The organism is Flavobacterium sp. I3-2, from assembly GCF_013389595.1.
Taxonomy (GTDB): domain Bacteria; phylum Bacteroidota; class Bacteroidia; order Flavobacteriales; family Flavobacteriaceae; genus Flavobacterium.
The window spans coordinates 1,168,927-1,191,718 of record NZ_CP058306.1 but is presented as its reverse complement, the minus strand read 5'-3'; the positions used below and the strand labels follow the sequence as shown (position 1 = coordinate 1,191,718).

Genomic DNA, 22,792 nt, shown 5'->3' with positions numbered 1-22,792 from the left:
TTGAGTCCTCAAATAAAAAAAATATTAAATATATCACTCCCACTTTTGTTGGGAGTTTTTTTGGTTTTTTACGCATATAATAAATTTACGCCCGAACAAATAACCGAAATGACCAGTTATTTCAAAGGTGCTAATTACAATTATATCATTTTATCTTCTGTATTTTCGTTAGTTGGATTATTTTCAAGAGCTTACCGATGGAAATACGGTTTAAATTATTTGGGATATTCATCTAATTTTTTAAATAATCTGATGGCGATTTCCATCGGATATTTATTAAACTTAACCGTTCCACGTTCGGGCGAAGTTTCGCGCGCATTGGTGCTTCAGAAATACCAAAAAATTTCGTTCGATAAAAGTTTTGGAACCATCATTTCCGAACGATTAATCGATTTGGTTTGTTTGTTGCTTTTTGTAGGAACTGCATTTCTTTTACAATACAACCAATTAAAAGATTTTCTTTTAGAAAAAATTCCATTCGAAAAACTATTAACACTTTTAGCTGTTTTAGTGATTTTTGGAATCATCGGAATATATCTTTTGTTTTATTCCAAATGGAAATTCTTTATTTTAATCCGAACTAAAATCAAAGGTTTGATCGAAGGTGTTTTAAGTATTTTTAAAATGCCTAACCGATTTGGATTTTTGTTTCATACCGTAATCATTTGGATTTCTTACGTATTAACTTTCTACTTCGGAACATTGGCTTTAGCAGAAACTTCAGATATTTCACTTGGTGTTGTAATGGTTTCTTTTGTAGTCGGAAGTTTGGCTGTAACTTTCACAAACGGTGGTTTTGGAGCTTTTCCGTTAATGATTTCTGAAGTTTTATTGCTTTACGGAATTTCTGCAACCGTTGGTACCACTTTCGGTTGGATTCTTTGGACTTCGCAAACCACAATCATTGTTTTAATGGGCGGATTGTCTTTCTTATTACTTCCTATCTTCAATAAAAATAAATAATTTCGTAACTTCACGCTATATTTAAAATGATATGGCAAAAGTAAAAACGGCTTTCTTTTGTTCCTCTTGTGGAACGCAATTTTCAAAATGGTTAGGTCAATGTACAGCTTGTAAACAGTGGAATACCATTGTTGAAGAAGTGGTGCAAAAAGAAGAAAAAGTAGCTTGGCAAACCAAATCTACTTTAGGTGTTAAACGCGCTTCAAAACCTTTATTGATAAACGAAATTGACAGTTCGCAAGAAGTCCGATTAAATACGTTAGACGGCGAATTAAACCGAGTTCTTGGTGGTGGATTAGTTCCTGGTTCGATGGTGCTTTTAGGTGGCGAACCCGGAATCGGAAAAAGTACGTTGTTGCTTCAATTGTCGTTAAAATTACCTTATAAGGTTTTATATGTTTCTGGCGAGGAAAGTCAGAAACAAATTAAAATGCGTGCCGAACGTGTAAATCCGAATAATACTACTTGTTATATTCTGACGGAAACGAATACCCAAAATATCTTTAAGCAAATCGAAGATATTCAACCTGATGTTTTGATTATTGATTCGATTCAAACTTTACATACCGATTATATCGAAGCTTCTGCCGGAACTATTTCTCAGATTAAAGAAACTACTGCCGAGTTGATTAAATTCGCAAAAGAAACCTCAACACCTGTAATTTTGATCGGGCATATTACTAAAGACGGTAATATAGCAGGACCCAAAATTTTAGAACACATGGTTGATACCGTTCTTCAGTTTGAAGGCGACAGAAATCACGTGTACCGAATTCTTCGTGCATTAAAAAATCGTTTTGGTTCAACTGCCGAATTAGGAATTTACGAAATGCAAGGTTCGGGTTTACGAGAAGTTTCAAATCCGTCTGAAATTTTACTTTCGCACCGACAAGAAGAACTTTCTGGAACTGCGATTGCATCCACTTTAGAAGGCATGCGTCCGCTGATGATTGAGGTACAAGCGTTGGTAAGTACAGCGGTTTATGGAACTCCGCAACGAAGCGCAACCGGTTATAATCTAAAACGCTTGAACATGATTTTAGCTGTTTTAGAAAAACGTGCTGGTTTCCGTTTAGGAATGAAAGACGTTTTCTTAAATATCACAGGGGGAATTTCTGTTGATGACCCAGCAATTGATTTGGCTGTTGTCGTTTCTATTCTTTCTTCAAACGAAGATGATGCCGTTTCTAAAGATTTTTGTTTCGCAGGTGAAGTCGGACTTTCAGGCGAAATTCGTCCGGTAAATCGTGTAGACCAACGTATTCAAGAAGCAGAGAAATTAGGTTTCTCTAAAATTTACATTTCCAAATACAATAAAATCACTTATCAATCTAAACAAATTGAAGTGGTTTTAGTTTCAAAAATAGAAGATTTGGTTAGTGCTTTGTTTTAATTTTTTATTCAAAATTCAAATAAAAAAATAGTTGCATAATTGTTAAAAAAATGTATTTTTACTCAACTAACCATTTATTATTTTGCTTATGAAGATTAATTACAATTATTTTATTTTAGGGTTTGTCCTTTTTTTTATCATCAGATTGATTTTAGATCAATTCGTATTCAAATTCCAATACACAAATGTATTATGGGCTATTTTAACCGGAATACTATTAAGCCTGATGATGAATCGAGGTTCTAAACCTTATAAAAATTTAGATTTAAAATTAAAAACGAATGAAGAAATTTTAAATCTTTTTGGTGTAAACATCAAACAAACAAAATTCAATTGGGTTTCAGGAAACTTTTTTATTACCAATAAACGTTTTGCTTTTGTTGATAAACAACGTTTAGATATTGCAGAATCTGATTATGATATTCATTTTTCGGAAGTTAAAGAAGTCATTTTTTTACCTCAAAAATTTATGAAAAATGAACGTCTAAAAATAGTTACCAATAGAAATGAAATTTTTTATATCAACGCGTTTCAAAAAAACAAAGACCTTTACGATGCCATCTTAAAAGTAAAAAGCTGAAGTAACTTTCAGTTTTAATTTATTTAAATAAAAAATCCATGAAAAATACGTATCTTCTTATTTTATTGTTTTTTACAACATTCATTCAAGCACAAAACTTACAAACATCTCCATTTATTGAAGTTATTGGAACTGCTGAAAAAGAAATTATACCGAACGAAATTATTTTCAGTATCACTTTAAAAGAGCAAATAGACGGTAGAAATAAAATTACAATCGATGAACAAGAAACGTTATTTCTAAACGAGCTTAAAAATCAAAAGATTGAGTTAACTAAATTGTCTTTAAATAATGCCAACGCACATCAATTACGTGTTCGTAAAAAAACAAATCAATTAGTCACACAAAAACAATTCGAATTAAAACTGAATACAATCGAAGAAGTTAACCGTGCTTTGGACGCGTTTGATAACGCTAATGTAAAATCGTTTTACATACAAGAAATGACTCATTCTGAAATTGAAATGTATCGCAAAGAAGTAAAAATTCTTGCCTTACAAGCTGCAAAAAATAAAGCTACTTATTTATTAGAAAGTATCAACCAAAAAGTTGGAAATGCACTTGAAATTAAGGAAAATACAGATGTTTATCTTTCAAAAGCTCCTGAATTTATGTCAAATATTTCTGTAGATACTAACGAAAATAAAAATGAAATTGGTTTTAAACCGATATTATTAAAATTTGAAATTCAAGCCAAATTTGAAATTAAATAAAGCTGAAGATTACTTCAGCTTTATTTATCTAAACTATTTTGTAAATTTTCGAGAAACAAACCAATATGATAACCATCAACCAAACCGTGATGCACATAAACGGCTATGTTGAAAATTTTTCTACCGTCGCGTTCAAAAACTTTTCCTACAGAAATTTTCGGACAACTATCCGGCCAAGTAAAACTACGCGCGTGCGTTAATCCAGAAAAATTCACAAACGGAACTGCCGAAAAATGTATGATGTTTTCTTTCCAATTACTTTTTAAAAGTAAACCTGTGGTGTTTTGAACACGTTCAATTTCTTTAATCGCATAATCAGAAAATTCGTTTTCATCCGCGATGTATTTCATAAACGAAAATCCGAAAGTTTTATCAGCACGCATCACAGTTGCCGAAGCATCAATTTCGTCGTGTAAAACAATTTGCTTATCTTCAATTCGCAACCTGAAATTTTCGGTTTCATTAATTGCAAATAAAACTTTGTGCAGGTAATAATTAAAAAATGAAATGTTTTTGCGTTTGGCTTCTTTGTAGGCAATCGTTACATCAACTTCGGTAACCACACCGTAAAAGGGTTCCTCCATCGCGGAAAAGAATTCGAAATGTTCTTTTCTATTCCAATTTTCAAGATCTATAATTTGTTTCATTATAAAAGCAATGGTAAAATGTCAGCGTTTGTTATTGCTGTATAAAATTTGTCATGAACAATTTCGTGGTCGATGCGTTCGTGCGCCCAAGTGGTGTGAAACGGAATATGAATCGCTGTTCCGCCAATATTTAAAACCGGAAGCACATCTGATTTTAATGAATTTCCGATCATTAAAAATTCTGAAGCATCAATATCTAAACGTTTTAAAAGTTTTTCATAATCTATTTCTTCTTTCTCACTTAAAACTTCGATGTGGTGAAAATAAGGTCCTAAACCAGACAAACTAACTTTTCTGTGTTGATCTTTTAAATCACCTTTAGTAACGACAATTAATTTATATTTTCCGTGAAGTTGTTTTAAAGTTTCTTCAATATCATCTAATAAAACAATCGGTTTTTGAAGTAGATTTTTTCCAATTTCAAGAATTTTAGCAGTTACTTTTATGGACACTTTCCCATCAGAAATTTTATTAGCAGCTTCAATCATCGATAAGATATAACCTTTAATTCCATATCCGTAAAAAGGTAAATTATCTATTTGTGTTTGAAATAAGATTTGAGAAATACTTTGTTTAGAAAGAAAATCTTCAAATAAAGCACAGAATTTTTCTTCAGCTTCATCAAAATAAGGTTCGTTAATAAATAACGTATCATCTGCGTCGAAACCAATCACTTTTATATATTCTTTCATCCTGAAATCTTTTTACAAAGATAAGATTAGTATGAATCAAAAAAAACATTATATTTAAATCTTTAAACTACTACTTATGAATAATTTACAATTTCCATTGAATTTTAAATTCAAGGTTACTACTTTATCTAATGATTTTGAAGTTACAGATGCTTCAAATCGCACCATTTCTTATGTTCGTCAAAAAATGTTTAAGTTCGTTGATGAAATTGAAGTTTTTGACAATTCTAACAAAACCAATTTAAAGTATAAAATTAACGCCAACAAATGGATTGATTTTAATACAGCTTATAATTTTACGGATAATTCGGGTAAATATTTAGGAAAGGTAGCTCGAAAAGGTTGGGTTTCTATTTGGAAAACCAAATATGATATCTTCGACGAAAAAGACCAACACAAATATGAAATTCGAGAACGAAATGCTTGGGTTAAAATTTGGGATAGCATGGTTGGAGAAATTCCTGTTGTTGGATTTTTTACAGGTTACTTCTTCAATCCGAAATACGATGTGAAAGACTTAAACGGAAAAGTTTTAGTAACCTTATACAAAAAACCTTCGTTCTTTGGTCGAAAATTTGAAGTTACAAAAACCGGAACTACTGAAATTCCAGAAGAACTTTTGGTTTTAAGTTTAAAAATGATGGTTCTTTTAGAACGTAGAAAAGGATAAAAACGAAATTTACATTGTACTCATTTTATAGCAATATGATTTATGATTGTTTTACTTAATTAAAAAAATAGAAAATATGATGGGTTTTAAAAGTTTAATTTTGATGATGATTATCCCTCTTTGTGCTTCGATGTGTGGCTGTCCAGAAGGAGATGATTATCCAGAGCCATATCTTCCAGGTGACCGAATTGCTGTTTTAATTGTTGATGATGCAACTCAAACTTTTGAAGGTGGGACTATTTACTATTACAATGAACAAAATGGTAGTTTTAATTTAAGTGTTGAAAATATTCCTGCTCAAGATGCTGGATATATAAAAGTAAATTTTGTTGAGGCAAATCAACTCATTTATTATGCTACTCAAATTTTTAATGGTAATGGACAAATAATAATCCCCAATCCATTATTAGATTCTTCGCATTTTGAGCGAGTTCTTACAAACGATTTTGTAACATTACCACAAACAGCGATTGAGTTAACCAATGGTCCTTCTGATATCACAGAAGTAGAAACCAAATGGTCAGCCATTCAAAGTTTACAAATTGTTCGATGGGGAATGGAACATTCTAATTCGAAAATATATTATTTCAAACAAAATTTAGATGGCGAGTTTACGGCTAATCCTAAATGGGTATTTATTCTAAATTTTTAAACGTGTTCGCTTTTTTATTGATTTTATAAAATAATCCTTTATTTTCGCATCTACCAAACTAATAAAACTAAATTTTGAAGGATTTAAAAAATCAAGAAAGGCATGAGTTAAAACGTGGACTTTCTAATCGTCATATTCAACTTATCGCATTAGGCGGTGCAATCGGTACTGGACTTTTTTTAGGAATTGGACCTGCTGCTGTTTTAGCCGGACCTTCGGTAATTTTAGGATATGCTTTTGCAGGTATTATTGCCTTTTTTATTATGCGTCAACTAGGCGAAATGGTTGTTGAAGAACCCGTTTCTGGAAGTTTTTCTCACTTTGCCTATAAATATTGGGGCAAGTTTGCAGGTTATTCATCTGGTTGGAACTATTGGATTTTATATATCTTAGTTTCGATGTCAGAACTTACGGCTATCGGTATTTACGTACAATATTGGTGGCCTGAAATTCCGTTATGGGCTTCAAGCTCATTCTTTTTCGTAGCCATTACAGCTTTGAATTTAGGCTCGGTAAAAATGTTTGGAGAAGCCGAATTTTGGTTTTCAATTATAAAAGTAGTTGCCATTGTAGCAATGATTATTTTTGGATGTTATCTATTAATTTCAGGAACAGGTGGTGAACAAGCAACTATTGCAAACTTAACTAATAACGGAGGTTTTTTTCCGAAAGGTTGGTTTGAAAAAACAGAAAGCGGCTATCAAGGTTTGCTTTCGGTAATGGCAATTATCATGTTTTCGTTTGGTGGTTTAGAGTTAATTGGAATCACGGCAGCCGAGGCCGAAAATCCAGAAAAGAATATTCCAAAAGCAACCAATCAAGTTATTTACAGAATCTTAATTTTTTATGTTGGAGCGTTAATAATTTTATTTTCACTTACACCTTGGACAAATATTACCACAGAAACAAGTCCGTTTGTAACAGTTTTCGACAACCTAAAAGGATTGCATTTTAATTTATTTGGAAATGAAATTTCAGGAACAAATCTTATTGCAAATGCCCTAAATCTAATTGTTTTAACCGCTGCATTATCGGTTTATAATTCGTCAGTTTATAGCAACAGCCGCATGTTATACGGATTAGCTGAACAAGGAAATGCACCTAAATTTTTAAAATATTTAAACAAAAATGCTTCTCCTACAAGAGCCATAATTGTATCAAGTTGTTTTGCTGGAATTTGTATCATCATTAACAAATTTGTTCCTGAACATGCTTTTAAAATATTAATGTCTTTGGTGGTTTCGTGTCTAATCATCAATTGGGTAATGATTTCACTCACACATATTAAATTCAGAAACATAAAAAATAAAGAAGCCGTAAAAACAAAATTCCCTTCATTTTTATTCCCAATTTCAAACTACATTTGCATCGCGTTTTTAGTTGCTATTTTGATAATTATGTACATAACCGGAATGAAAGTTTCTGTAATTTTAATTCCAATTTGGTTAGCGATTTTATTCGTATCTTACAAAATCGTAGAAAACAATAAATCAGAAAAAAAATAAATTATGGAAATCGTACATAAAGAATTCGAAAACAAAGGTGCATTTATAGCTCAATCTGAAGGTAAAAAAGCAGGTGAAATGACGTATTCAAAAGCAGGTGAAAGCTTAATTATCATTGACCATACCGAAGTCGATTCAGCATTTGGAGGACAAGGTGTTGGTAAAAAAATGGTTTTCGCCGCAGTTGATTTTGCGAGAGAAAAAAACATAAAAATCTTACCTTTATGTCCGTTTGCTAAAGCAGCATTCGAAAAAGACGCAAGCATCCAAGATGTATTATAAAACTAAAACGTTCGAAATCAATCGAACGTTTTTTTATTCTATTAGTTCAAATTCAGAAAACTCTTTTGAAAAGCCACCACCACCAGGAGGAGCATTATATAGCGTTAATGAATAATACGTTGGATAATGAAATTCGGAATCATATCGAACGTATAAAGAATAATGCTCTTTCCCTTCTGGTTTATAATCTGGACTTGTGTAATAATCAACATTTTTTTGAATTTCTTCATAAATTTGAGAAATTGATTTGGACTTTACATCAGGTTCAGAAACATTTTTGGCTATGCCATTTCGAACTTCAATTTGATACTCTAATGGACCTGTAGAGGAAGACATTTGATATTCAAAATAATTATAATTCTGAAAATCATTTGATAACCAAGCTTCACGATTCTTTTCAAATTGTACTCTATCAAATTCAAAAATTAATTCATTTTTAGTGGATGAATTATCATCGCTGTTACATCCAAAAGCTAAACCTAAACCTAAAAAGCAAAATAATTTCAATAATACATTTTTCATAATTATTAATTTAGTTATTAAGTAAAAATATGATATTTTTTGCATTAGTTTGATTTAAGTTCCTCTTTCGTTTCTTACTTTTGCAAAAAATTAATTAAATGGAATACGCAGTAGTTAGATTAAAGAAAGGAAAAGAACGCTCAATTCAACGAAAACATCCGTGGGTATTTAGCGGTGCTATTCATAGTATCAGTGAAGAGTTAACAGACGGACAAATGGTTCAAGTAGTTGACAACGATGATAATTTACTTGGAACTGGCTATTTCAGTGACAAAGGAAGTATTGCTGTTCGTATTTTAACTTTCGGTAATGAAGCTTTTTCAGATTCATTTTGGAAACAACGTTTACAAGCTGCTTGGAAATTACGCACACAACTTTTTTCTTTAGAAGAGACAAATGCTTTCCGTTTAATTCACGGTGAAGGTGATGATATTCCAGGATTGATTATCGATTTCTACAACAACAATTTCGTAGTTCAAGCACATGCAACTGGAATTTACTTTCAACTAAAAAATATCGCTAAAGCTATTCAAGAAGCTTTTCCAGAATATTGCGAAACCATTTATTGTAAAAGTGCGCAGACACTTCCAAAAACAGGAACAGATTTCTTTCTTTTCGGAACAAATGAAAAAACAATTGCTAATGAAAATAACATTTTGTTTAATGTAAACTGGATTGAAGGTCAAAAAACAGGTTTCTTTTTAGACCAACGCGAAAACAGAAAACTTTTAAAACATTATTCAAAAGGAAAACGTGTTTTAAATACATTTTGCTACACCGGAGGTTTCTCTATTTATGCGATGAGCGCAGGTGCAGAATTGGTAACATCCGTAGATATTTCTCAAAAAGCAGTTGATTTAGCTGCAGCTAATATGGAATTAAATTTTCCTGGTTCAAACCATCAAGCAGTCGCGTCAGATGTTTTTGATTTCCTAAAAGAAAATAAACATGAATACGATTTAATTGTACTTGATCCACCAGCTTTCGCTAAAAGCATCAAAAGTAAACATACAGCAACTCAGGCTTACAAACGTTTAAATATCGCTGGGATGAAAGCTTTAGCACCAAACGGAATCTTATTTACGTTTTCTTGTTCACAAGTTATTGACGATGTTTTGTTTTATAACACTGTTGCGGCGGCTGCTATTGAATCAGGTCGTAAAGTTCGTGTGTTACATAAATTATCACAAGGTCCAGACCATCCAGTTAATATGTTTCATCCAGAAGGATCTTATCTAAAAGGTTTGGTTTTATATATCGAAGATTAATGGAAAATATTTACAATCAAAAATTTGAATGCTTTGTTGGTTTATCAATTGCCGAATATGAATCTTGTATTTTTGAATCAGGAGATTTCACAAAGCATAATTTAATTGGATTTGTATTTATTGATTGTGTTTTTTTGAATAGTAATTTCAATATGGTTGAAGTCGGAAATACTTCATTTAAACAAGTCAAATTTATTGATTGTAAAATGTTAGGTGTAAGATTTGATACTTGCAATCCCTTTTTATTTGAAGCTATTTTTGAAAATTGTTATTTAAATCTGGCTTCGTTTTATAAGATGAAGATTCGTAAAGCCGTTTTTAAAAATTGTAATTTAGTTGAAACCGATTTTACAGAAGCTCATTTAATGGAATCTGATTTTTCTGAATCAAATTTATTTCGTGCAATTTTTAAACAAACCAATTTAGTAAAAGCAAATTTCAATTCGGCCAAAGATTATACAATTGATCCAGATAACAATGACATTAAAAAAGCAAAGTTTTCTATTCCAGGTGTTTTTGGTTTACTAGATAAATATAATATTGTTATTAAATAAATTTTTAAAATGAATCCAGAGGTTTTTCTACTTCTGGACTCATTCTTTAAAGTGGTCCAATAGTAAAAACAATTTTTGCACTATAATTATCAACTGGAACCGTTACAGAAATCCCAGACAATCTAAGATTTAAATTGATGTTATTTACACTTAACAAACTGCCCAATGCAACAATTTTAAAAAGCTCGGTATCTGTTTGTAAAATTTCCTGAAACGGAGTTTCTCCAGAAGGAGTGATAGAACAACCTACACACAATCCAATACCATTGTTTAACTTATTTAACTGAATTTTTATTGAATTGTCCCATATAGAATTGGCTTCGTATCTAACCGAAATTTTTGAACTTGAAAGTAACGGAACTGCTACATTCAATTTTATTTGATCCGTTGGAGTTGTATAAGTTCCAACATAATCTGATCCTGCTTCTGTTATTGTAGGAATTATTGGAGTCCAATTGGTTCCAACAACAGAAATAGAACGAAAAACTAATTGAGCATTTGTTTTTGAACCGATTAAAAATATCATAATAAATGAACACAAAGCTATTTTGATTTCTTTTTTTAGTTTCATTTTTTTTACACTTTTAGTTACTTATTGTATATGTGATGGTGATGACTTTATTGGTTACTTTAACCAATTCTTTATAATCATTTATTTCTAAAGAAATATTTAGCTGATGTCCGTTATTAATTCCGTTTCCTGTAAAACCACCTCCAATGCCGCTTATGATTATGATTGGATTTGTAGTTAACGTAACTTTACCAGAAGGAGTTCCTAAAGCTCCTGCTCCAACTCCAGAACTTGCATTTGCTTGCATTTTAATCAAAACACCAGGAATTGTTTGATCAACACGAGCAGTAATATTTCGATTTGATGAACTTGTTTTTTTCGCAGAAGTATAATTCAACCAACAAGTTGTATTTACAGTCGGAGTTGTTATTTTATTTCCTGACTCGGACGGTGGTAAAAAATTAAAATTTAATGTACTATTTTGTGGTTCGACATCGAGCAACGCAACTTCTGAAAGGTTTAAATTGATTGAAAAATTCGCAGTAGTTTGTGCAAATAAACCATGATATCCAAATAGCAAAAAAATAAGAAATCGAAAATAATTGTATTTAAAAACCATATTTTATTTTTTTGAATTAGTGACTCCTACTTTCATTGATTGTTGTAGAAACTGAACTTCTTTCTCTTTTTTACTTATTTTAATTTCAATTTCTTTTTCTTCATTTGGATGCAATGTAAAATTTAAATTATCTGTCAAAATGATAAATTTTTTATCCAAACCATTTCGATATATTTTCAAAGTCCAATCGCCAGGTTTTAAATACGTAAAATCGAAAGGTTTGGTAATGTCGCATATTTTTCTGTATGTTTCGGTTTCAGAAGTCAACTCAACAATGATACTTTGACCTTGATCTTCATTTGTAGTTTCTAAATTTATTGATCCTTTTATCTTGGCAGCTTGTGTTATTCCAAAATCAAAATAATTTTTTCCCTCTGAAATCGAAATTTTCATCGGCAAGGAAACCTCCGTAATATCATTAATATTTAAAGTACTGTAATCCATTTCAAGAAAATAATCATCTGGGTTTACATCTTTAAAAATAAAATAACCTTTAGCGTCGGTGATTGCAATATAAGTACCTAATAATATTCTTATTCCTTCGATTTTACTGTTTCCTAAGTTAGAAATGTTTCCTTCTAAAGTTCCATATTCTTTGATTTTCTTGAATGGTGCATTTATATTTAAAATGTATTTTAATGAAAACGAAAAATCATTATTTTGAATTTGATTCCGAGCCAAAGCATATCTTGCAATCAAATGAACTTGTTGTTTTGAAGTTAATTTATGATTTACAAAAGTTTCAAATAAATTTCTATCTGCAAAATTATCTTCGCGGTAATATGTGTTTTGATAAAACAAACTGGTTTCCCATTTATTAGAAATAAAAGCGTTTAGACGACCTCCGAATAAAAACATTTTTTCACCTTTAGTTTCATATCTATCCAAAATGGAATAACCAGCGTTTAAGTTTACAGAAAAACTGTTCTTGACATATCCAACATTAGCCGTATAAAGTGTTGATTTACCTGAAGAATTAATTAAGAAATTGGTTGTCTTTCCAAAAAAAGATTGCAGATTGATTGTAAAACGATTTATCTCTTGAAACAATTCCACACGATAGAAATTTTCATTATAAAAAAATTGTTTTATCTTCATTCTGTCTTCATATTCTTGAACTCCGCTAAACAAAGAAATCGTTCCTTTTTTAATATAATTATATCGCAAACCCATTTGAAAATTTTCTCTAAAAGGTGCAACTCCATACAACGTATCTCTTTCAAAATTTCTAGCGTCTTTTTGATAATTCATTGACAGATTAAGCTTTGAAAAAATTTGATAATTTAAATTCGCTGTATAAAATTCGCTATTAGAATAATATCCTGAAAATTGAGGTGCGCTATAAACATAATTCATATTAACGCTCAGTTTATTGAAATAGGCTGAAGCTTGAATTTGAAAGGCATTTCTGTTTGCATTTTGAGAATTACTTAGAGCATATTCTGATTCAATTTCTACTTTTTTAAAGAGCTTTCCTTTTCCTGAAATAAAATACAAATGAGTTTCATCTCGCATTTCATTACGTTTTAATAAATATCCAAATCGCAAATGTGTATTCGGATTAAAATTAACTTTAGAATAAACATTTATTTCATCTGAAATATTTTGATTAAAACGCGGCTTGTTGTAAAATCCACCAACTTCGAATTTATTGAATTTCTTTTTGATTTCGACACCTCTTCCAAATCTAAAAAACTCAGTTAACAAAGAAGACGTAAATACTTTATCGCCAAGATGAACATAAAAATTTTGACTTTCGTAATTCACAAAATATTCCTCGTACTGCGAAAAAGTGGTCAAGCTGAAACGATCTGGACCAACAGCTTTAAACTCTAAAAAATTCGAATTCTTTTCATTCAATGAACCTTTAGCGTGAATCTCGCCCTGAAAACCAGTTTCAAATCCATTAAATCGCTGCGCTCCCAAAAAAGTTCCGCTTATTTTAATTGGGAATCGTAGCCAAACATCCTCATTAACTTGAAAAAGAGGAATAACATCTGTTCGTTGGGTTGCGAAAACAGTTTTTTGAAGATCATTTGCTGAACTAGCAATTAATTTTGTGATTTCAATGGAAGGTTTGGGTTGCTTGCTATCTGTCGGTTGAAAAGTATTTATAATGATTGATTTTCCAGGTAACAACACGATGGGATTTTCTTGAAGTAAAAAAGTTCCTTTTGTAGGTTCGATAAAAATCTCTTCCATTTCATTTCCTTCATTTCTCAAAACAAAAGACCCTTTAATCGTATCTCCAGCTTTGACATAATCAGAAATTTCTACTGGTGCTAACGTTACTTTTTTAATTTGCTTTATATCTAAAAAATATGTTTTAGAAAACAACACATATTCATTTTGATTTATAAAACTTAAATCAAAATCATGGCTTCCTGTTGATGCAAAACTTGGAATTTGAATTGTAATTAGACAAATCTTGGTTTCATTTGCCGCTAAATTAATACTTGTGAACTTTGTTGATAAAGTCCAATTTTCTGGTATTTTTATAGAAGGCGTAAGTAAAATCTCACTCTGAAGCGGATTAGTAATTCTAAAAACTAAGGTATGCACATTTGATGGAGAAAGATTCTGATCTTGATTAACAAAATCAACAATCAAATCTTGTCCATAGAAAAAATTAGGTAAAATAAAAAATAATACAAGAATTATTGTTTTATTCATTTGGTATCTCTAACTCAATGTTTATTCCGAAAACATAATCTTCATCGCCGTTTGCAAGTACTGTAGCGCTATAATTTCCAGAAGGAATTTGACTAACATCAATGGAAAACATTTTGGAATTATTGGGCAATAAACTTTGTTTATCGCTTTTAAATTTTCCCAGATTTTTCCCAGTTTTGCTATCAAATATTTCAATAGATGTATCAACAATTTGAAAGCTTTCTCCAGAATTAGAAATTGCTAGTTGCAAAAAATTCTTGGTTTCATTCTTTTTTAATTCAATAGAATCAAAAGTCAACAAAGTTTTTGCTGGTTCAATATTCGTTGTAACTATTTGAATACTATATCGAACAACCGTTTTGATTTGGAAACCTGTTTTATTATCACTTGGCAGAATCTCATCTACAGGTTCAACCATAACCACGCTCCAACAACTTCCAGAAAATGCATTTTCAGGAATTTTAATTTCATAAGAAACATTAACCTTACTTTTAGCATCAATTTTAATTAAATTCGTACTTAACGTAATCCATTTCAGATTGCTTCTTTCGTTTTTACCGAAATCTTCATATAAAGAAGTACCACTTGCATTGTAACTATAATCCTGCTGATTTAGCTTAACGTTTTGAGAAACATGAGCCGTATTTTCAATTGTAATGATACCTTTTTGAACGGTTCCATTTTTAACTTTATAGCTATGCGTTAAACCATTTGTAATTACAATGTTAGCACTACTATTTACATAAGTACAGCTAAAAATAATTAACAAAAATATTTTTTTGAAACTCATCATAAAAAAAATATGAAATTAGAATATCTGTAAACTATTAAATAAAAAAAGTGTCGACTAATTTATGTAAAGCGACACTATTTCTATTCGAAATGATTTCGTACAATAAAATTTTTATTCGCTAATTGTATAAGTAACTGTTACACTTGGCGTTTGGGCATACAAATTTGCATAATCGGTAGTCGATGCTAACGAATAAGTTAAATTATATCCATTAGAAGCTCCGTCTCCTGTATAGGAAGCACCAATATCTGAAATAATATTTGTTGGTGAACTTGATAGCACAACTGCAGTTGTTAACGCATTTCCTAACGTTCCACCAGATACAGTCGTAGTTGGAGCTGCAGCTTTAACAGAAATATCAACTCCAGGAACTAATGCGTCAATTTCAACTGAAATGTTAGCTTTTAGATTAACTGCTGTAGGTATAAAAGAATAATTCAGCCATAAACTTGTATTATTTGCAGGTGCAACAGCAGATAATCCAGCTTCTGTTGGAGCAGTAAAAGCCATGGTGATGCTTTTTGATGCTTCTGGTTCAATATCTACAATTGCAACTGATGGAATGGTTATTCCGATCGTATGAGAATCTGAACTCAAATCTTGAGAATGAACATTTGCAAAAGCAAAAATTGAAAACACTACGGATAAAACTTTAATTTTTTTCATAAGATTACATTTTTAAAATTTCTTACTAAAGTATAATTTTTTTTTAAATACAATAAAAATTATGATAAAAATTTTACAAATTACAATAATTTTAGTTAAATAATCTAATTGTAATTTATAGACGTTAATTCAAATCAAAGAACAATTTACAAAAAATCAGTTCTAGTAAACTATAATAGCAGAGGTTTTAAACTAAATAAAACGCGTTAATTTAATGTGAGTCATGTAGTGTTTAAACCAATTGAGTTATATAAAATATTGCTTTATTGAAGAAAGTCTGTATTTAATTCACGTCTTTAAGAATTAATGGTAATTCTGCAAACTAAAGGACATAATCCTTGATTATTCGGTTTATTTTTTCGCAAAACGAATAACACTTTCACTTGATTAAAGTTCATTTTCAATATTTTTTTAGTTAAAAACATTGACGTAACAAACTGACTTACAATAAGTCCCCATTTTAAAAATGAAGATTTGAATTCCCCCTTTTTTAAAAATAATATTCCCCCGAATTTTACACCTTTTCCACCATAACTAACTTAGCATTTCATGTATTAAAAGTTGACAAAATGCTTTACAGTGGTACATAAACGAAAAAAGCCCTTACATTTCTGTAAAGGCTTTGTTGTTTTGCTCCCCCTCTTGGGCTCGAACCAAGGACCCTCTGATTAACAGTCAGATGCTCTAACCAACTGAGCTAAGGAGGAAACTTAGAATTTAAAAAATTTTGACTACTTGCGTAATTTGCTCCCCCTCTTGGGCTCGAACCAAGGACCCTCTGATTAACAGTCAGATGCTCTAACCAACTGAGCTAAGGAGGAAACTTTAAATTTTTAAGTTTCTAAAAACAATAAATAAAAGATTATTACTTGCGTAATTTGCTCCCCCTCTTGGGCTCGAACCAAGGACCCTCTGATTAACAGTCAGATGCTCTAACCAACTGAGCTAAGGAGGAAACTGTAACTTTTCAGTTTCTTTTTATTTGCAATAAATAAGAACGTGCTTTAGGCATTTTGCTCCCCCTCTTGGGCTCGAACCAAGGACCCTCTGATTAACAGTCAGATGCTCTAACCAACTGAGCTAAGGAGGAAGGTGTGTTACCTTTATTGCGATGCAAATATAGAACGATTTTTCATTTCTGCAAAGCCTAAGCCGAAAAAAAATGAATCTTTTTTACTTACCTACAATCGACTTATAAATATCGTTACCATTAGCAAATAAAAGCAATGCGATAAGTAAAACAAAACCAATTGTTTGCGCATATTCCATAAACTTATCACTTGGTTTACGACCTGAAATCATTTCGTATAACAAAAACATAACATGCCCACCATCTAATGCCGGAATAGGTAATAAATTCATAACCCCAAGCATAATTGACAACAAAGCAGTAATACTCCAAAATGCTTCCCAACTCCAAGTTTGAGGAAAAATATCAAAAATTGCTTTGAATCCACCAACACCTTTATACGCCCCAGTTTCTGGAGAAGCAATCATTTTTAATTGTTTTCCGTATCCAACCAATTTATCAACTCCTAATTGTAATCCAACCGGAATAGATTCTGCTAATGTATAATGATCGGTATTTAATTTAAACAACCCCAACTTTTCAGCATCGTTTAAATTAACACCCATTGCAAAAGCCATATTTAATTTACCCTCTGCATCAACTTTTAATTGTACATTTTGTTCTTTATTATCACGAACAATTACAGCATCAACCGTTTGTCCTTTATAAGCTTCTAACGCAGATTTAAATTCATCTGCATATTTTATCTCTTGTCCATTAAGTTGTTTGATAAAATCTTTTACTTGTAAAGTTTCAAAATTTGGTGACGTTTCATCGATTGCAGAAACAATTACAGGAATTCTAGGAATAACTAATCCACCTTCAGTTTTGTTTTTCATCAATTGGTCAACAAAATCAACAGGTAATTGGATCGTTTTTTGTTCACCGTTTCTATCAACCACTAATTCTTTAGCCGTAATTAACTCTGCATTAGCTTCGTTAAAACGATCTAACGAATGCCCATCAATCGAAATAATTTTATCACCTGATTGCATTCCAGCTTGTTCCAAAGGTTCTGAAACTACCCAAACACCATCTTTCAATTCTGAATTTGCAATGTATTTATCTCCGTAGAAATAAGTCATTCCAATATATATAACAAATGCTAAAATAAAGTTTACGGTTACTCCACCTAACATGATAATTAAACGCTGCCAAGCTGGTTTTGAACGAAATTCCCAAGGTTGTGGCTCTTGTTTCATTTGTTCAGTATCCATACTTTCGTCAATCATACCGGCAATTTTTACATATCCACCTAAAGGTAACCATCCAATTCCGTAAGTGGTTTCTCCGATTTTCTTTTTGAAAAGTGAAAATTTTACATCGAAAAATAAATAGAATTTCTCAACTCGAGTTTTAAATAATTTAGCAGGAATAAAATGTCCTAATTCGTGTAAAACGATTAATAAAGATAAACTCAGTAAAAACTGAGTTAATTTAATTACAATATCCATTCTAATAAATAAGATTTATTTTTAAGTTTAGCAAAAGTAAGATTTTAGTTCAACTATACGCCAAACTATTTTCAAACTATTACTTTTTTATAAATTTTTTATGAAATATCCCTAAATCAGTAGTAATTACAGCAATATAATTTCCGCTTGACAATTGCGAAACCTCAACAGGATTACTGACGTTTTTTAAAACCTTTTGTCCATTTACCGAAAAAACATCAATCGTTTGAATTTCGAAATCACCTTGTTTTTCAATAGTCAAAACATCAGAAACAGGATTTGGCGAAACTTGAATCGCATTTGAAAGTTTATCAAAAGAATCATTTCCTAAAGTATAAGATTCATTTTTGGTAATGATATCTTTATCTGGATTAATAACTACATTCGTCGGGACTTCAAATGGTAAATCTACAATAAACTCTTGATTGTTTTGGGTGTGATTTAAAACAACGGTTTCACTTTGATTATTTGTTCCAAAAAACTTAATTTTCACGGGCATTTCAAAAAACGAAACCGAATTATGCGAAGTAGTTTGTGATAAATTTACACGAACCTGATTATTTCCTAAAACCTGAACTGCAGCATTGTAAATTGGATAACCTTGACCATAAATCCAATCATTAAAAAACTCCGTCAAATCTTGACCCGAAACGGTTTCTAAATGTGTTTTTAATTGTGTTGTTATAGCAAAATCATAAGCTAAATTTGGGTCAGCTAAATAATTTTTCATTCCTTGGTAAAAATTAGCATCACCCAAAACGTAACGCAACATATGAACCACCATCGAACCTTTATCATAAGTCAACCTTCCGCTAAAAATACGGTCAGAATCTTCCGCTTGTGCATCTGTCAAATAAAGATTTCCTCCAGGCTGCGAAGTTATATTCTGAATTTTATTGCTTTTCCAATTTGTAAATGCGGTTTGTCCATCCAAATGTTCAAAAACCAATCCCGACATATATTCTGCGAATCCTTCATTTAACCAAATATCTTTCCAAGTTCCGCAAGTGATTTTATTTCCAAACCAATGATGTGCCAATTCGTGCGCAATTAAATCTCGAGAAAATCCTCCCATAAACGAAACCGTAGTATGCTCCATGCCTCCGCCCCATCCAAATTGTGCATGACCGTATTTCTCTTCATGAAAAGGATAAGTTTCAAACAAACTTTCAAACAAATTCATAATTGGTAGAGTAACTGCCACTTGATTTACCGCAGTATTGTAATTTTCAGGATATAAATAATTTACAATCGGAAAAGTATTTGGAGCTGTTCCAGCATTTTGAGTATAAACTTGATAATTGGTTACTGCAAAAGCAACTAAATAAGCAGGAATTGCATAATTATGTTGATAATGAACCGTTTTTGTTCCGTTATTATTGGTTATTTCAGAAATCTCCAATCCGTTTGCAACACCTTTATAAGCAGATGGCGCAGTAATGTAAAAATCAATATTTTCGATTTTATCTGTCAAATCCTGTTTACATGGCCACCAATCTCTAGCACCAAATGGCTCAGAAAGTGTCCACATAATCGGAGTTCCATTATGCTGACTTGTTGTAAAAGCTTCGTTTACATAAGTTGGCGCACCTGAATACGTAATTTCAACTTCGCCTTCTTGATTTAAGGCAACAGGATGAGCTAACTGAATTATCAATTCGTTATTTAACTGATTAAAAATAAGATTAGTTGTACCTTGTTTCACTGAAGAAACTACAAGCGGACTACTTAAATCAAAAACTACCGAATTCAAAGTTCCGGAAGTAGCTTTGAAACGAGAAGTAACTTTTCCAGAAACTGAATAAACAGCAGGATTTACGGTTAATTCGATTTTATGATAACGGATATCATAATTTTGCGTATTTGGATTGTATCGAAAAGCCATCTTTTTTTGCGCAGATTGCATTTCTCTTTCAATCATTTTTTGATAATCCGTATCTATGTGAGAAGTTTGTGCAAATGCAAATCCAGACGCAAACAAACAACAAACAAGTCCTTTTAATTTCATAACAGTTTGATATTTAATTCAAAAATAAATTATTTATTTTATTTAGAATTAAAAAAATGACTTTTGTAAAAATTTCATGAAATTAATCTAGACAATATAAAACAGTTTTAACCGCTCCGCCTGACTTTGAAGACACAAATTCATCTGGCTCTGTAAACAAATAATCGATACTTATTATATTAATTTTTTCAACAGCACCTGATTCGATTTCTATATCAGAAACATTTTCATTAGGTTTGACATCACCGTAATAAACATTCTCAAAATACAAATTTTTATTAGAGTTATTAATGATATAGTTAAACGAACCCATTCCAAATGAAATTCCGTCTCTTTCTGTCGGAAGCAAAAGTACTTCTTTAGAAAATTCATTACAATCTGTAATCGTATAAACGGTTGGTGTGTTCCAATTTATCGGAAATAAAATCAATAATAAAAAGTAAATAATATCATATTTATTATCTTGTTTTTTTACAAAACGCGCATAAAGCGGAAAAGCCATGATTGACGCTGCTATTATTGCAACTACAACATAATAAGTTGTTTCAGAAACTAACATATTTATCTATTATAAATGGTTACTAAATATTCTTGACCTAAAGTTTTTTCTTTTCTTGATGAAGTTTTAAATTCGATGTGTTTAGAAATTTCATTAATGATTTCTAAAAGCATTTTTTCGGGAACTGTTTTACCAATTACGGGGCAAAGTGTCACAAAAATTTGACCCGATTTCGAATAAATGGCTAAGGTTTTTCTAGGACCATCATTAAAAATAAGCATTCCGACTTGCTGAATATCAATTTGTGATTTTTTATGATTAATTTCAATATAAATTTTATCATTTTTTAATACAAAACTACCTCGGTCAGTCGCAAATCTTATCAAAAAAAGCACAGGAAATATGATTCCGATAGCTCCTAAAATAACTTTAAATTTAGTGCTTCCATTTTCTAAATAATCAATAATTTCGAAAAGGGAAAAAAAAGACAATAAGATTCCGAAAACAACAGTTAAATACACTATTGTAAAAATCAATCCTTTAACTCTATTCGCTTGATTAAATTCAATATTCATTGTTTTAATTTTAAATTACCTATAAATATATAAAAATTTAACATTTTACAAATCGTTTTGTATCAAAAATTCATATCGGAAATTATGAAATCAAAAATATTCAGAAATCATAAAGTGAAAGCCATTCTAATTTAGTAAATTTGCTATCTATAAAAAACTTTATTTTATTATGTTACAGATAGCATACATTAGAGAAAATCAAGAAAAAGTGGTTAAAGCACTTGCTAAGAGAAATTTCGATGCTTCGGAATTAATCGCATTAGTTGTGGAACTTGACGAAAAACGTAGAAGTACTCAAGTTGAATTAGATAACATTCTTGCCGAATCGAATAAGCTATCCAAAGAAATTGGTGAATTAATGAAAGTAGGTAAAAAAGAAGAAGCTGCTGCAATTAAAGAACAAACTGCCGATTTTAAAGAAACAACTAAAAATCTTACTGAAGTTTTAAATGCAGTAACCGAGCAATTAACTCAAGAATTATATAAATTACCTAATACACCGACAGAGATTGTTCCTGAAGGAAAATCTGCAGACGACAACTTAAACGTTTTCGAATCTGGAGAAGTTCCAACATTACATGAAGGTGCTGTTCCGCATTGGGATTTAATCAAAAAATACGACATCATCGATTTTGAATTAGGTACAAAAATTACTGCGCCAGGTTTCCCAGTTTACAAAGGAAAAGGAGCTAAATTACAACGTGCTTTAATTTCTTATTTCTTAGATAAAAATACAGAAGCTGGATATAATGAAGTTCAGGTTCCGCATTTAATCAACGAAGCTTCAGGTTACGGAACAGGTCAGTTGCCAGACAAAGAAGGGCAAATGTACCACGATGCTAAAGACGATTTATATTTAATTCCAACAGCAGAAGTTCCAGTAACTAACATCTATCGTGATGTGATTTTACAAGAAAGCGAATTGCCAGTTGCTGTAACAGGTTACACACCATGTTTCCGTAGAGAAGCAGGTTCTTGGGGAGCTCACGTTCGTGGATTAAACCGTTTGCACCAATTTGATAAAGTAGAAATTGTACGCATCGAACATCCAGAAAAATCTTATGAAGCTTTAGACGGAATGGTAGAACATGTAAAATCTATTTTAGACGAATTAAAATTACCTTACCGTATTTTGCGTTTATGCGGTGGTGATATGGGATTCACTTCAGCTTTAACTTATGATTTCGAGGTTTATTCAACTGCTCAAGAACGTTGGTTAGAAATTTCATCAGTATCTAATTTCGAAACATTCCAAGCCAATCGTTTAAAATTACGTTTCAAAGGTAAAGACGGAAAAACGCAATTAGCACATACATTAAACGGAAGTTCGTTAGCTTTACCTCGTGTTTTAGCTGGAATTTTAGAAAATTATCAAACTCCAGAAGGTATCGTAATTCCAGAAGTATTAAGAAAATACACCGGATTCGATATAATTAACTAACATAAAAAAACACCAATCAAAAGTTGGTGTTTTTTATTCAAAA

23 protein-coding genes and 4 tRNA genes are annotated in these 22,792 nt (G+C 31.1%); 11 read left to right on the top strand and 16 right to left on the bottom strand.

The window, feature by feature from the left end:
- From HW119_RS05635 to HW119_RS05620, 4 genes are all read left to right on the top strand, one after another.
- Positions 1-963 carry a lysylphosphatidylglycerol synthase transmembrane domain-containing protein gene (locus HW119_RS05635; protein ID WP_177761986.1) on the top strand — a complete coding sequence of 321 codons (963 nt, stop codon included), beginning with the start codon at positions 1-3 and terminating at the stop codon, positions 961-963.
- 31 nt (positions 964-994) lie between these two features.
- Positions 995-2,356 (top strand): DNA repair protein RadA, encoded by a 1,362-nt coding sequence (gene radA, locus HW119_RS05630; protein WP_177761984.1) that lies wholly within the window; start codon positions 995-997, stop codon positions 2,354-2,356.
- Between the two features lie 88 nt (positions 2,357-2,444).
- The gene (locus HW119_RS05625) at positions 2,445-2,936 is read left to right on the top strand and encodes a hypothetical protein (RefSeq protein WP_177761982.1); all 492 of its coding nucleotides are present in this window, start codon (positions 2,445-2,447) and stop codon (positions 2,934-2,936) included.
- 38 nt (positions 2,937-2,974) lie between these two features.
- Positions 2,975-3,649 (top strand): SIMPL domain-containing protein, encoded by a 675-nt coding sequence (locus HW119_RS05620; protein WP_177761980.1) that lies wholly within the window; start codon positions 2,975-2,977, stop codon positions 3,647-3,649.
- A 20-nt stretch (positions 3,650-3,669) separates the two neighbouring features.
- Here HW119_RS05620 and HW119_RS05615 read toward each other — a convergent pair whose 3' ends face one another.
- Positions 3,670-4,296: a chloramphenicol acetyltransferase gene (locus tag HW119_RS05615; protein ID WP_177761978.1), complete on the bottom strand. Its 627-nt coding sequence runs from the start codon at positions 4,294-4,296 to the stop codon at positions 3,670-3,672.
- Entirely contained in the window at positions 4,296-4,988 is a 693-nt protein-coding gene (locus HW119_RS05610; RefSeq protein ID WP_177761976.1) for an HAD family hydrolase, read from the bottom strand. Before HW119_RS05610 ends, HW119_RS05615 begins: the two co-directional genes overlap by 1 nt.
- Positions 4,989-5,064: 76 nt before the next feature.
- On the opposite strand from HW119_RS05610, the gene HW119_RS05605 reads away from it, so the two are divergent.
- From HW119_RS05605 to HW119_RS05590, 4 genes are all read left to right on the top strand, one after another.
- On the top strand, positions 5,065-5,658 hold the full coding sequence (locus HW119_RS05605) for a hypothetical protein (protein ID WP_177761974.1): 594 nt from the start codon (positions 5,065-5,067) through the stop codon (positions 5,656-5,658).
- 76 nt (positions 5,659-5,734) lie between these two features.
- The gene (locus HW119_RS05600; RefSeq protein WP_177761972.1) at positions 5,735-6,310 is read left to right on the top strand and encodes a hypothetical protein; all 576 of its coding nucleotides are present in this window, start codon (positions 5,735-5,737) and stop codon (positions 6,308-6,310) included.
- 74 nt (positions 6,311-6,384) lie between these two features.
- A complete protein-coding gene (locus HW119_RS05595; RefSeq protein ID WP_177761970.1) occupies positions 6,385-7,815 on the top strand; it encodes an amino acid permease in 1,431 nt (476 codons plus the stop codon).
- Between the two features lie 3 nt (positions 7,816-7,818).
- Positions 7,819-8,097 (top strand): GNAT family N-acetyltransferase, encoded by a 279-nt coding sequence (locus tag HW119_RS05590; protein WP_177761968.1) that lies wholly within the window; start codon positions 7,819-7,821, stop codon positions 8,095-8,097.
- A 33-nt stretch (positions 8,098-8,130) separates the two neighbouring features.
- On the opposite strand, the gene HW119_RS05585 is transcribed toward HW119_RS05590, so the two are convergent.
- Positions 8,131-8,619: a DUF6174 domain-containing protein gene (locus tag HW119_RS05585; protein ID WP_177761966.1), complete on the bottom strand. Its 489-nt coding sequence runs from the start codon at positions 8,617-8,619 to the stop codon at positions 8,131-8,133.
- Positions 8,620-8,717: 98 nt separating this feature from the next.
- Here HW119_RS05585 and HW119_RS05580 point away from each other — a divergent pair, with 98 nt between their 5' ends.
- Both HW119_RS05580 and HW119_RS05575 read left to right on the top strand, forming a co-directional pair.
- On the top strand, positions 8,718-9,887 hold the full coding sequence (locus tag HW119_RS05580) for a class I SAM-dependent rRNA methyltransferase (protein ID WP_177761964.1): 1,170 nt from the start codon (positions 8,718-8,720) through the stop codon (positions 9,885-9,887).
- Positions 9,887-10,441 (top strand): pentapeptide repeat-containing protein, encoded by a 555-nt coding sequence (locus HW119_RS05575; protein WP_177761962.1) that lies wholly within the window; start codon positions 9,887-9,889, stop codon positions 10,439-10,441. The genes HW119_RS05580 and HW119_RS05575 overlap by 1 nt, the downstream gene beginning before the upstream one ends.
- A gap of 46 nt (positions 10,442-10,487) precedes the next feature.
- Here HW119_RS05575 and HW119_RS05570 read toward each other — a convergent pair whose 3' ends face one another.
- The 13 genes from HW119_RS05570 to HW119_RS05510 all read right to left on the bottom strand — a co-directional run bounded on the left by HW119_RS05570 (position 10,488) and on the right by HW119_RS05510 (position 21,308).
- Positions 10,488-11,012 carry a hypothetical protein gene (locus HW119_RS05570; RefSeq protein WP_177761960.1) on the bottom strand — a complete coding sequence of 175 codons (525 nt, stop codon included), beginning with the start codon at positions 11,010-11,012 and terminating at the stop codon, positions 10,488-10,490.
- A 13-nt stretch (positions 11,013-11,025) separates the two neighbouring features.
- Positions 11,026-11,571, bottom strand: a complete 546-nt coding sequence (locus tag HW119_RS05565; protein ID WP_177761958.1) for a hypothetical protein — start codon at positions 11,569-11,571, stop codon at positions 11,026-11,028.
- A gap of 3 nt (positions 11,572-11,574) precedes the next feature.
- Positions 11,575-14,244 (bottom strand): hypothetical protein, encoded by a 2,670-nt coding sequence (locus HW119_RS05560; RefSeq protein WP_177761956.1) that lies wholly within the window; start codon positions 14,242-14,244, stop codon positions 11,575-11,577.
- Positions 14,237-15,013: a WxL protein host-binding domain-containing protein gene (locus HW119_RS05555; RefSeq protein ID WP_177761954.1), complete on the bottom strand. Its 777-nt coding sequence runs from the start codon at positions 15,011-15,013 to the stop codon at positions 14,237-14,239. Before HW119_RS05555 ends, HW119_RS05560 begins: the two co-directional genes overlap by 8 nt.
- Before the next feature lie 135 nt (positions 15,014-15,148).
- Entirely contained in the window at positions 15,149-15,703 is a 555-nt protein-coding gene (locus HW119_RS05550) for a hypothetical protein (protein WP_177761952.1), read from the bottom strand.
- A 633-nt stretch (positions 15,704-16,336) separates the two neighbouring features.
- Positions 16,337-16,410 (bottom strand) — tRNA-Asn (locus HW119_RS05545).
- 40 nt (positions 16,411-16,450) lie between these two features.
- Positions 16,451-16,524 (bottom strand) — tRNA-Asn (locus tag HW119_RS05540).
- 60 nt (positions 16,525-16,584) lie between these two features.
- Positions 16,585-16,658 (bottom strand) — tRNA-Asn (locus tag HW119_RS05535).
- Between the two features lie 61 nt (positions 16,659-16,719).
- Positions 16,720-16,793: transfer RNA gene (locus HW119_RS05530), tRNA-Asn, on the bottom strand.
- 83 nt (positions 16,794-16,876) lie between these two features.
- The gene (gene rseP, locus HW119_RS05525) at positions 16,877-18,226 is read right to left on the bottom strand and encodes an RIP metalloprotease RseP (RefSeq protein WP_177761950.1); all 1,350 of its coding nucleotides are present in this window, start codon (positions 18,224-18,226) and stop codon (positions 16,877-16,879) included.
- Positions 18,227-18,305: 79 nt separating this feature from the next.
- Positions 18,306-20,234: a M1 family aminopeptidase gene (locus HW119_RS05520; protein WP_177761948.1), complete on the bottom strand. Its 1,929-nt coding sequence runs from the start codon at positions 20,232-20,234 to the stop codon at positions 18,306-18,308.
- Between the two features lie 82 nt (positions 20,235-20,316).
- Complete coding sequence (locus HW119_RS05515) at positions 20,317-20,793, bottom strand: hypothetical protein (protein WP_177761946.1); 477 nt, start codon at positions 20,791-20,793, stop codon at positions 20,317-20,319.
- Positions 20,794-20,795: 2 nt separating this feature from the next.
- Entirely contained in the window at positions 20,796-21,308 is a 513-nt protein-coding gene (locus HW119_RS05510; RefSeq protein WP_177761943.1) for a hypothetical protein, read from the bottom strand.
- Positions 21,309-21,477: 169 nt separating this feature from the next.
- Here HW119_RS05510 and serS point away from each other — a divergent pair, with 169 nt between their 5' ends.
- The gene (gene serS, locus HW119_RS05505; protein WP_177761941.1) at positions 21,478-22,749 is read left to right on the top strand and encodes a serine--tRNA ligase; all 1,272 of its coding nucleotides are present in this window, start codon (positions 21,478-21,480) and stop codon (positions 22,747-22,749) included.
- Positions 22,750-22,792 lie beyond the last annotated feature (43 nt).